The sequence below is a fragment of the Arthrobacter sp. ISL-28 genome, from assembly GCF_018613875.1.
GTDB lineage: Bacteria > Actinomycetota > Actinomycetes > Actinomycetales > Micrococcaceae > Arthrobacter.
The window spans coordinates 157,286-167,266 of record NZ_JAGGPJ010000017.1 but is presented as its reverse complement, the minus strand read 5'-3'; the positions used below and the strand labels follow the sequence as shown (position 1 = coordinate 167,266).

Below are 9,981 nucleotides of genomic sequence, written 5' to 3'. Positions count from 1 at the left end.
CGTCCCTGAGTGCCTTGACCACGTCCACGGGCTCGGCCGGGGACTGCTCGATCGTCTCGAGGTAGTACCTGCCCAGGCCATCCAGCGTGTGGCCGCGCTGCACCGTCACGCCGGTGGGCGGCACGTCCGCGATCTTGATGGTGTTGTTTTCGCTGGCGAGGATGGCGTCCGCCAAATCGACGCCAACCTTCTTGCCGTCAACATCGAACGCGGCCACGAACTGGACATCGTTGACGTGGTACTTGCCGAACTCAACGTGCATCAGACCCGGGATCGTAGCCTGGGGGTCGGCATCCCGGTAGTAGTGGACACCCTGGACCAGCGAAGCGGCGCAGTTACCCACACCGACGATTGCGACACGAATCGGATTTGAAGACACGGAACTCCTTTGGGTAGAAACATCTCGTCCGTGGCAGACGAAAACAACTGAAGGCTACGCGGCGACACTTATATATCAGTTGCGTATCAGGATACCACCCGGTTCTGCTGCAGGTAAGGTCCCGGAACTCGTGGGGCTGGGTCCGCAGCAACGGCTTCCCCGGAGTGCGCCTTTTACCGGCTTTGTTGTGCATGACGTGCTTGGTGCTTGAGTAGTCGTCCAGGGCGTAGGCCGACAGGTCGCGCCCATAACCGGAGCTCTTAAAGCCGCTCCAGGGCATTTCGTTGGCCAGGACCAGGTGGGAGTTTGATCCACACGGTGCCGGCGTCCAAGGGTGAGGCGATGTCGTGGCCCAGCTCTGGGTTGAGGGTCCAGGCCGAGGCGGCAAGGCCATAGGGCACCTGCTTGGCCCGGCTGATGGCTTCTTCGCTCCGGCGACGGACTCGTGGACGAGTACCCGGCAGCCGGCACCGCACTCCTGTCCGGAGTTCCAGTAGCCGGCGGCGCGCAGGAGGAAGCCATCATGGCCATCACCCGAGCTTTTTCCTAATCCCTGCTTCCCAGCCCGGCTTGCTCCATCAGTTCTGTCAACCATGGACGGTGTTCCCGATGGAACACTATTCCTTCGGGTAGCCCCTGCACGGATGGTTCGGAGCCGGCGATATCGATGGTGATACGGCCTCCGGCCATCGGCGCATTGGTGATGTGCAGGTCACCGTAGGACTCCGGGAGTGCCGGATCCATCCAGAAGCCGCCGCGCGATATATGGGCGTCGTACCTCATCAGGCTCGTAATCAACATGATCGGAGTGGTCGCTGCCCAGGCCTGGGGGGAACATGCCGTCGGGTACGGCACGGGCTCGGCGACCTGGTCACGGCTGAAGCCGCAGAAGAGTTCCGGCAGGCGACCGTCGCTGTAATCGGCCGCCTCGAAGAGGGCGGTGGCGATCCGCTGCGCCTCCTTCACAAAGCCATATCGCATCAGGCCGGCCGCGATAACCGCATTGTCATGCGGCCAGACCGAGCCGTTGTGGTAACTGGCTGGGTTGTAAGCGGACATGTCACTGGCCAGGGTTCGGACGCCCCAGCCGCTGAACATTTCAGGGGACATTAGGCGTTCGGCGACCAACGGTACCTTGTCCTCGTCCACAATGCCGTGCCACAGGCATTGCCCCATGTTGGAGGCGCATGCGTCGACTTGCCGTTTCTTGCCGTCCAAAGCCACGGCGTAGTAGCCGCGGTCGGGGATCCAGAATTCCTCGTTGAACCTTTTCTTGAGCTGCGCCGCCTCAGCGGTGAATCGGGCCGCCAAAGGCGCGTCGCCGGCGTCGTATGCCATCCATGCCCGGGACAGATAGGCGCTGTAGACCAATGCCTGGACTTCGCAGAGCGCAATCGGCGGCTCGGCCATCCGGCCGTCGGCGAAGTTGATCCCGTCCCAGGAGTCCTTCCAGCCCTGGTTGATGAGGCCCTGGTCATTGAGGCGTTCATACTCGACGAACCCGTCGCCGTCCTTGTCCCCGTATTCCCGGACCCAATCCAGAGCACGGTCAGCGTGGGGCAGCAGGGCTGCGATGGTGTCCTTCGCAAAACCCCAACGGCTAACCGACGCCAGTGTCATCACGAACTGCGGAGTCGCATCGACGCTGCCGTAGTAGGCGGACTTGCCGCCCAGGGACAGTCCGCTGGAGACACCGAGCCTGACCTCGTGAAGGATCTTGCCCGGCTCCTCCTCGCTCATCGGATCCACCACCCTGCCCTGACGTTCCGCCAGCGTCTGCAACGTGCCCAGCGCCAGGGACGGGTCCACCGGTAGCGCCATTTCCGAAGCCCAGAGCGAGTCACGGCCGAAGAGCGTCATAAACCATGGCGCACCGGCGGCCACCACGATCCGCTCCGGATGGGCGGGATCCTCAATGCGGAGTGCGCCCAGATCGTCGTAGCTGCGCCGCAGAGTCCGTTCGATGGAACGGTTGGCTATATGGAGTCTGGGAATCTTCGCCACCCATTCCTGGCGGCGACGGTCGCTGCGGGATATTTCACCTCGAGACGGACGAACGAACGACGCCACCGGTGAGCCGTCAACGATGGGTACCACGCTCAGCACGGTGCTCCAATTTCCGTGTGGCGGGACAACCACCCTATAGCTCAAGGCCTCCGGGCTGACCTCGGCCCCGTTTGCCTTAACGACGACGGCCTTCCGGACGTCCTGCCAGACGGCTCTGATGGTCAACGAGTCACCGTCCGGTTGGCGGGATTCTTCCCAGGTTCGTTGAATGCGCGCTTCCTTTACTTCAAAGAGATCCGCGAAGTCGGATTCAACGCTGAGGTTGACCACGCATTCGGCCTCCTCAGAGGAGTAGTTCCGGATGGTGATCTCCTCCAGGATTCCAGCCCCGACTTCCCGCATGCGCTCCACAATCATGGGGCTGTCCGCATACCCGTCGGAGCGGGGAACGCGGCCGATAAACAGGGCCCGGTAGGGTTCCTTCGCCGATGCGGTCAGCGGCTCCAGGGGCTGACCATTGATCGTAAGGTTCCAGCGGGACAAAATGCGGGTGTCCTCATGGAAAACCCCGTGCGGATGCTCCGGATGGATGTCTCCGTTCGACAAAGAGATGCAGAAGGAAGAACCCTCCACCAAAGTAACTGTGCCGGGCCCCACAGGCCCTGCAGCCGTGTCGGCATTCCATCCAGTCATCCCCGCCTCCTTAAACGGCTCAAGACCGGGGCGGCGCTATACGAATCCGAGTCCGTCACTCGATCGCCGCCTTGTTCCGTTGGATAGACGCTACGCCTGTACTCCCTTTGATAATAGGCACGGGAGCCCTCAAAGTTGAGTCCCGCTGAGAAGATGCCATCATGACGCCGGACGCACCGGCAAAACCCTATTGGAACCCCCGCTGCCAGCAGGGGTTCCAATGGCAGTTACCGACGCAATGCCGGGCAGCGCGCCGGCGCTATGACTCCAGTACCAGCAGCTGGGCGTGCTCTGTTTCCCACCCCACCCACGTCCCGCCGTCCGTTCCAGGCTCCGCTGTGAGGTTGCTCACTAGTCAACAGTAGTAGCTTTTAAGAAACACAGCCCGGAGTGATCTCCCATCGACACGCATCTGAGCCAGGAATACTCTTAAGCCGTCCCAGCATGACCGACGAGGATGGCGGAGTGGTGTTTGACATGGGAGCTGCAGAAAACGCTGAGCTAATCAGGCAGGGGTACGAGGCCTTCAATTCAGGGGATCTGGCGACACTCAGCGAATTGTTCGCGGAGGACGCAGTCTGGTACGCCGCTGGAAGCGGCGTGCTGTCCGGAACGAAGCAAGGACGCGACGCCATCATGGCCTACTTTGGCGAGCTGGGAGCGCGTTCGCAGGGGTCCTTCCAAGCGAGCGTCCGGGACATCGTCGGCGGGGAAAACCACACAGTCGCGATCCAGCAAAGCCGTGCCGAAAGCAACGGAAAGACTCTGGACGTGGCAACGGCCATCGCCTACGTACTCCGCGACGGAAAGGTCGTCGAGGGCCGGGAGTTTTTCGAGGACACGGCCAAGCCGGACGAGTTCTGGGCCTGAGCTCCGGCATGACCTGACAAGAAGATTCGGGCGATTGCGCCCAGTGCCTGTCGTTGCGAAGGAGGCCAACCTGTCTGGGTCAATTCGTCTTGCCGGCGCATGTGTCGGGGTCCCATAGTCCAACTTCGGCAGTTTGGGCTGCCTGTTGCGCGTCACGGAAGCTGTCCCGGTACTTGTAGGGGTCGTCGTAGGTATATTCGTGCGCGAACCCTTCGCTGACCATTTGATGGTTGACGAGCAGGTTGTCGTTTAGCCAGACATATGCGAGTGTCCTGCCGAAGCGGTCATGCCGTCCCTGGCTGGGGTCATATTCCAGCCAGACCTGTGCACCGGTCATGAGTTCCTCGGCGCGCTTCGATGCTTCGCGTCCGAAGCACTGGACCGGCGTGCCTGGATCTTTCACCTCCGGCGTGTCGATGCCGATGAGGCGGACGCGGGTTGACTGTCCGTTGACGCTGACTCTGATGGTGTCTCCGTCGGTGACGGATAGCACGGGAAATGGCCCTTCGGCACTGGTTGGGCGGGAGGCTTGGAGCTGAGATTCTGGGCTGCACGCGGCGGCCCCTAAGAGTGTCAGGGAACCTGTGAGGACGACGGCGGCCCCGCGGACAATTCGTGTGCTTCTCAATGGTTCACCCATAACCGTGTGAAGGTTGACGTCTTCAGATGATGGTCACAGGAGTGAGATTCGGATGTAAGGTCCTTGACGGAATCCTTGGCCAACCTTGCGGCTTGGGGCAGACGGGTGGTTGCAGATGTTCCTGGCGTAAAGGGCCGCGCGCTCGCCTTAGGTGCCGTTATTCACGGCACCTTTAACCGATCAGCATTCAGGCTAGGCCCGGAGATGCGGCGTTTCTTTGGTGACTCTCTCGATGTCGGCCGCAGTGGCCTCGATCAGCTGATGCGCCAGATCCGCCAGGGCACGTGCGGTCGCCAGCTCGTCACCGATCACGGGGATATTTGAGTCCGCCGGATTGAGCCTTGCCATACCGACCCCGATCAGGTCTGACCGGTCTTCAGCGTACAACTGCGCCTTGGCCCGTGTCAGGCCTTCGTGTTCGTCGATGACAATGTTCACCGACCAGCCCTTTTCTTGCATGGTGGTCGCCTCCTCGAATCAGAACTCAACAGTGTCAAGCTCGAGGCAACCCGTCAAGAGTCCGCATTTACTCTGAATATTTCCGACGGAGCGGGGGAGTGCAACGGGGCAGCGAGATCCGCCGTCCCGGCTGAATCGCTCGCTCAGTCGCGCGGCTCTTCGACTGTTTGCTTCGCGGCTTCACATGGCCGCAGTTCCGGTTCCTGCCCGCTGTCAAGGCAGAATGGAAGCCATGACCCTTACAACGTTCGCCCTCGTCCGCCATGGCCAGACAGACTGGAATGCGCAGCGCCGGCTGCAGGGATCCACCGACATTCCGCTCAACGACGTCGGTCGCGGCCAGGCGCGCGACGCCGTCGCCGTCCTGTCCGGCTACAAGTGGGACGCGATCGTATCCTCTCCGCTGAGCCGCGCCGCTGAAACCGCCGATCTCATTGCCGCCGGACTGGGGCTCAGCGTGGCCCGGCGCGTGCCGGAGCTCATCGAGCGCAGTTTCGGACCCGCGGAAGGGCTGCAGAGTGGCCCTGAATTGGACGCACTCCGCATCCCAGGTGGTTTCCGCGGCGCAGAGAGCGAGGACGAGGCAGCCTGCCGCGGGTTGGCCTCGCTGGAAGCACTGGCCAAGGAGTTCCGAGGCCGGCGCGTCCTGGTCGTCGCCCACGGCACGCTTATCCGAGTGAGTCTCAGCCGCGCCATCGGCCGCACCTTGCAAAGCGTCGACAACGCAATGCTCAACCTCGCCCACCACCACGCCGTTGACGGCTGGCAGCTTGAATACTTCAACGGCGAGCGGGTAATAGCCACCGTTCAGGGCTGACCGGCACCGTTGAAACTCTGACGGTCTGAAGGGCATTCAATGAGCGGGGGTCTCACTGTTCCCTGTCCGGCAGGAGTTCCTGGGCCTTGGTCTTGACGCTCTCTTTGATGATGCCCCAGGTGCTGTCGTCGCCCTTGGCCAGGGCTTTGGCGGTGTTGAGTGCCTGCTCAAGCGTGGTGTGTGGAGGGATGGGTGGGATGTCGGGATTAGTGTGCACGTCCAGAACTGTGGGCCGATCCGCGGTGAGCGCTTTGTCCCACGCCGGCCCGACTCCATCGGGCGTGGTTACGGTAATGCTTTCCAGACCGAGGCTTGAGGGACGGCTGCGTAGTCGACGTCGGGAAGTGACTGGGGTTCCCGGAAGGCGGGGGCGGCGCCCATCGCCCGCAGTTCCCAGGTGACATGGTTCAGGTCGTTGTTGTGCAGCACGGCGACTATGAGCCGGGGATCGGCCCATTTCTGCCAGTACCGGTGAACGGTGATCAGCTCGGTCACGCCGTTCATTTGCATCGCCCCGTCGCCGGCGAAGGCGATGACGGGGCGGTCCGGATGGCCGAATTGTCAGGATACCGGCGGTTGTCGTCAGACAATAGGCGTCCGTTGTTCTTGCCCGGAACGGGCAGCGCGGCCACCAGGCGCTAGTCTTCGTGATTCGTCACAATGTCGTGAGTGGCCGCCCATTCGCCAACGTCCCGGCGTTCGATCGCCGCGGCCATCATCTCCGGGAACAGGTCCGGCGTGCATGCGAAGGCTGGGACGCCGATTCCGGCGAGGGCAGCGGCATGGTTTGAATCGAACGTCGGATGACCGCTGTCACTCAACGCCAGCAGGGCGATCATGGTTGCTCCCGATCCGACGATCGCCGCGGCCCTCCGCAGCATCTCCTCAGCTATTCCTCCCTCGTAGAGGTCGCTGATGAGCACCAGGATTGTCTCGGTCGGGTCGGTGATCTGCTCCTGGCAGTAGGCCAGTGCCCGGTTTATGTCCGTACCGCCGCCGAGTTGCACGCCGAAGAGCACATCCACGGGATCGTCCAGTTCATCCGACAGGTCAACAACTTCGGTGTCGAAGACCACCAGCCGTGTGCGGACCGACCGCAGCGAGCTAAGCACCGCTCCGAACACGCTGGAGTAGACCACCGACTCGGCCATGGACCCGGATTGGTCGATGCACAGGATGATCTCACGCTGCACTTCGGTGCTTCGTCGGGCATAGCCGACCAGCCGCTCGGGCACGACGGTGCGATATTCGGGCTGGTAGTGCTTGAGGTTGGCGGCGATCGTGCGGTTCCAGTCGATGTCCTGATGCCGGGGCCGTCGGGTCCGTGCCGCCCGGTTCAATGCACCAGAGACGGCTTGAATCGTCTTGGAGCGCAACCGATCCTCAAGCTGGCTGGTCACCTGACGGACCACCGCCCTGGCTGTTTCGCGTGAATGCTCAGGAATTACGCGGCCCAGCCCCACGAGGGTGGTCACGAGACCGATATCGGGCTGCACCGTGCGCAGCATTTCCGGTTCGAGGAGCAGCTGCCGCAAGCCCAGCCGGTCCATGGCATCGGCCTGCATCACCTGGACCACGGTGGACGGGAAATAGCCACGAATATCGCCGAGCCATCGGGCCACCCGCGGGCTGGACGCGCCGAGGCCTCCCGGGCCCTTTCTCGGGGCCTCATACAAGTCCTCCAGGGCCCGGTCGCGGAGATGGTCCGCGGCTGAGAGGACCACTCTTTGGCCTTCGGCTGTTGTAATGCCGTCGGCCCCGTGTCCGCCGAGCACCAGACGCCAGCGGCTCAGCCGGTCGCGGCCATCGGAATTAGCGTGGGTCATGCGTCCGCCTCCCAGCCGAGGTACCTTGCCATCGTCCGGATCGCCGGTCCCGCGCCAGTTAAGTCCAGCATCATCGGGCTTGCGGCCTGCCCGGGTTCGCTTCCGCGGCTCACTTGTTCGCCGATCTCCCGCCGCTCCGGAGGGCTGAACAGGGAAAATGTCCTGCGCAACAGGGGCAGAACGTCATCGAAGACGTCGTCGTGCACCCCGGCGACCCAATCATCCACGATCTGGAGTATGCGGCGATCGTGGATCAGCAGCACTGCGTCGCCGGATAGCAGGCCGTCCAGCCAAGCGGCGGCGGCGGGCGCCGGAGTGGCGATGGACAGCCGACGGCTGAGCCTGGCCGCGACCTCATCCCCGTCCACCAAACCCGCGTCCAGCAGCAGCCTGGTGGCGCGCCCCGCGACCGATCCGTGGATCCGGTCCGAACCTGCAACGGCAGCCAGCGCCCCATGCCAGTCGTCCAGCGGCAGTTCCGGCAACAGTGACAAACCATGCTGGGCCGAGTCGATGGCCCGCCGCATCGCGGCAGCGGCCTCATCGTCGAGCCCTGCGCAGGCAATCGGCAGGCCAACGCAGGTCCGCACCACCGTCGTATCGAGAATCCTCCGCACCTCCGTGACATCCACCTCCCGGACATTGCCGTACCGGCAGGTTCGGGCAAGAGGCGCGATGGTTTCCAGCAGCGGCGGAACGTCATGCTGCAGGGCGGTGCGGTCAGCCAGCACCGACACGACGCCTCTGATTCCGTCCGGCAGATCGGCGAGCAGACAGCGTGCGAGCAGGTCGCTGAGCTCCGCGAGGCTGGTGGCGACTTGGGCGCGTTCGGACACATATGTGGCGGCAGCCGAGGCGACAGTGGTGCCGTAGCGGCTGGCCTCCACCAGGGCGACCGCCAGTTCCGGCTCCCAGCAGAGTGTCCACGCCTCCTTAAACGTGCCCATGGTGCGGCCGGTTTCACTCGGGACGCCCCAGTCCACTCCGAGCAGTGCCAGCCGGTGCAGCAGTACCGAGCGGGCCAGCTGATTCGGCTTGCGCAGGTCAATCGTCAGCACCTCTTCCAGGGCGCTGGGTTTCAACCGCAGCCTGCGCTGAGCGGCAGTGAGATCAGCGGCCAGCGGCACGGTCGGCGCGGACTCCGGGACGTTCCCCAGCTCAAGTCCGATGGTGAGTTCGCGGTGCACCAGTTCCAGCGGCAGAGGTGAGCCGTCGCAGAGCACGGCCTGCGCGGCATCGTCCAATTCTGCCAGTCCAGGGCTGGGCCGCCCGCGTACCGCGGCCAAGGCGCCTGCCATTCGGCTTGCCTCCACCACGGAAGCTGTCGACGCATCGAGATTTTCCCGGCGCAAAGTACGGGCAACCCGGACCAGCCAGGTGGTGGCGACATCTCCATAGGATTCCTGGGCGGTCCAGTGGGCGAAGAGATGCTGATACCAACCCGGCGCCGTGACGCCCGCCCCGTATCCGCTGCGCAGACTGAGTCGATCCGAGGTCCAGGGCACCCAGGTGACGGCGACCTTGGCCTTGGGTAAGCCAGCCAGCAGCTTGTTGTCGGCAGCCGCCGGAGGAAAGTTAGTAGGGACCAGCGCCGGCGCGTGATAGGCACCGCACACAACAACGATGCGTCCATGCCCTTCACGGATCGCGGCCCGCAGCAGCCGCCGCATCGCCGCCTCCCGCAGGTTGTTCTCGATCACGTCCGGGTGGTCACTGGCCCTGTTGTCGACAGCGCGAATCTCCGCAATGGCCTCGGCGATGGTTGCGAACTGGTCGACGGGGCCGGCGTTCCGGTGCTCAATTGCGTCCTCCCACCAACGCTCGGCGTCGCTGTACCCGGCAGCCTCGGCCAGCGTCGCAATTGCATCGGGGCGGTACGGCTGTTGCAGCCGTACCTCCGGGACGGCGTCTTCACCTGAAGTGTCGCCGTCGTTCTCGGAGGAAGGCGCTTCGGCGAGCGCAGCGGCCATCGCGAAGCCGTGCGCCGCAGGCAGGTCGATTGCCCGCACTTCGGTTCCCGTCGACAGCGCCCAGCGGATGGCCACCCACTCCGGGGAGAAGCTCGCCAGCGGGTAGAACGAGGCCAGCCGGGGCTGCTCGACCGCGTAGATCAGTCCGGCAACGGGCGGCGCCATCTCCGGGTCGGAGAGCAGCGGCAGAACCTGATCAAGTTCCGGCGGCCCCTCGACCAGCACCAAATCCGGCCTGACGGTTGCCAGGGCTTCCGCGACCGAATGAGCCGAACCGGGTCCGTGGTGCCGGATCCCCAGGACGTGGACGTCTGTCATCT

10 protein-coding genes and 1 pseudogene are annotated in these 9,981 nt (G+C 63.8%); 2 read left to right on the top strand and 9 right to left on the bottom strand.

Annotation, left to right across the window (positions count from 1 at the left end; all coding sequences use genetic code 11):
• The 3 genes and pseudogenes from J7E80_RS14420 to J7E80_RS14410 all read right to left on the bottom strand — a co-directional run.
• Positions 1 to 379 (bottom strand): annotated as a pseudogene (locus J7E80_RS14420) (inositol-3-phosphate synthase); the annotation flags it as partial.
• Between the two features lie 260 nt (positions 380 to 639).
• Positions 640 to 780, bottom strand: a complete 141-nt coding sequence (locus J7E80_RS23865) for a hypothetical protein (RefSeq protein ID WP_311380843.1) — start codon at positions 778 to 780, stop codon at positions 640 to 642.
• Between the two features lie 145 nt (positions 781 to 925).
• Positions 926 to 3,079 carry a glycogen debranching N-terminal domain-containing protein gene (locus J7E80_RS14410; protein ID WP_215052665.1) on the bottom strand — a complete coding sequence of 718 codons (2,154 nt, stop codon included), beginning with the start codon at positions 3,077 to 3,079 and terminating at the stop codon, positions 926 to 928.
• A gap of 444 nt (positions 3,080 to 3,523) precedes the next feature.
• On the opposite strand from J7E80_RS14410, the gene J7E80_RS14405 reads away from it, so the two are divergent.
• On the top strand, positions 3,524 to 3,949 hold the full coding sequence (locus tag J7E80_RS14405; RefSeq protein ID WP_251036879.1) for a nuclear transport factor 2 family protein: 426 nt from the start codon (positions 3,524 to 3,526) through the stop codon (positions 3,947 to 3,949).
• A gap of 79 nt (positions 3,950 to 4,028) precedes the next feature.
• Here J7E80_RS14405 and J7E80_RS14400 read toward each other — a convergent pair whose 3' ends face one another.
• The gene (locus J7E80_RS14400) at positions 4,029 to 4,442 is read right to left on the bottom strand and encodes a thermonuclease family protein (protein ID WP_215052663.1); all 414 of its coding nucleotides are present in this window, start codon (positions 4,440 to 4,442) and stop codon (positions 4,029 to 4,031) included.
• A 339-nt stretch (positions 4,443 to 4,781) separates the two neighbouring features.
• Positions 4,782 to 5,048: a DUF1876 domain-containing protein gene (locus J7E80_RS14395; RefSeq protein WP_215052661.1), complete on the bottom strand. Its 267-nt coding sequence runs from the start codon at positions 5,046 to 5,048 to the stop codon at positions 4,782 to 4,784.
• 232 nt (positions 5,049 to 5,280) lie between these two features.
• Between J7E80_RS14395 and J7E80_RS14390 the strand changes: the two genes are divergently transcribed.
• Complete coding sequence (locus J7E80_RS14390; protein ID WP_215052659.1) at positions 5,281 to 5,865, top strand: histidine phosphatase family protein; 585 nt, start codon at positions 5,281 to 5,283, stop codon at positions 5,863 to 5,865.
• A gap of 52 nt (positions 5,866 to 5,917) precedes the next feature.
• Here J7E80_RS14390 and J7E80_RS14385 read toward each other — a convergent pair whose 3' ends face one another.
• The 4 genes from J7E80_RS14385 to J7E80_RS14370 all read right to left on the bottom strand — a co-directional run bounded on the left by J7E80_RS14385 (position 5,918) and on the right by J7E80_RS14370 (position 9,979).
• A complete protein-coding gene (locus tag J7E80_RS14385; RefSeq protein ID WP_215052657.1) occupies positions 5,918 to 6,082 on the bottom strand; it encodes a hypothetical protein in 165 nt (54 codons plus the stop codon).
• Between the two features lie 68 nt (positions 6,083 to 6,150).
• On the bottom strand, positions 6,151 to 6,369 hold the full coding sequence (locus J7E80_RS14380) for a hypothetical protein (RefSeq protein WP_251036877.1): 219 nt from the start codon (positions 6,367 to 6,369) through the stop codon (positions 6,151 to 6,153).
• Positions 6,370 to 6,503: 134 nt separating this feature from the next.
• A complete protein-coding gene (locus J7E80_RS14375; protein ID WP_215052655.1) occupies positions 6,504 to 7,691 on the bottom strand; it encodes a VWA domain-containing protein in 1,188 nt (395 codons plus the stop codon).
• Positions 7,688 to 9,979 carry a DUF5682 family protein gene (locus tag J7E80_RS14370; protein WP_215052653.1) on the bottom strand — a complete coding sequence of 764 codons (2,292 nt, stop codon included), beginning with the start codon at positions 9,977 to 9,979 and terminating at the stop codon, positions 7,688 to 7,690. Before J7E80_RS14370 ends, J7E80_RS14375 begins: the two co-directional genes overlap by 4 nt.
• Positions 9,980 to 9,981: the final 2 nt, after the last annotated feature.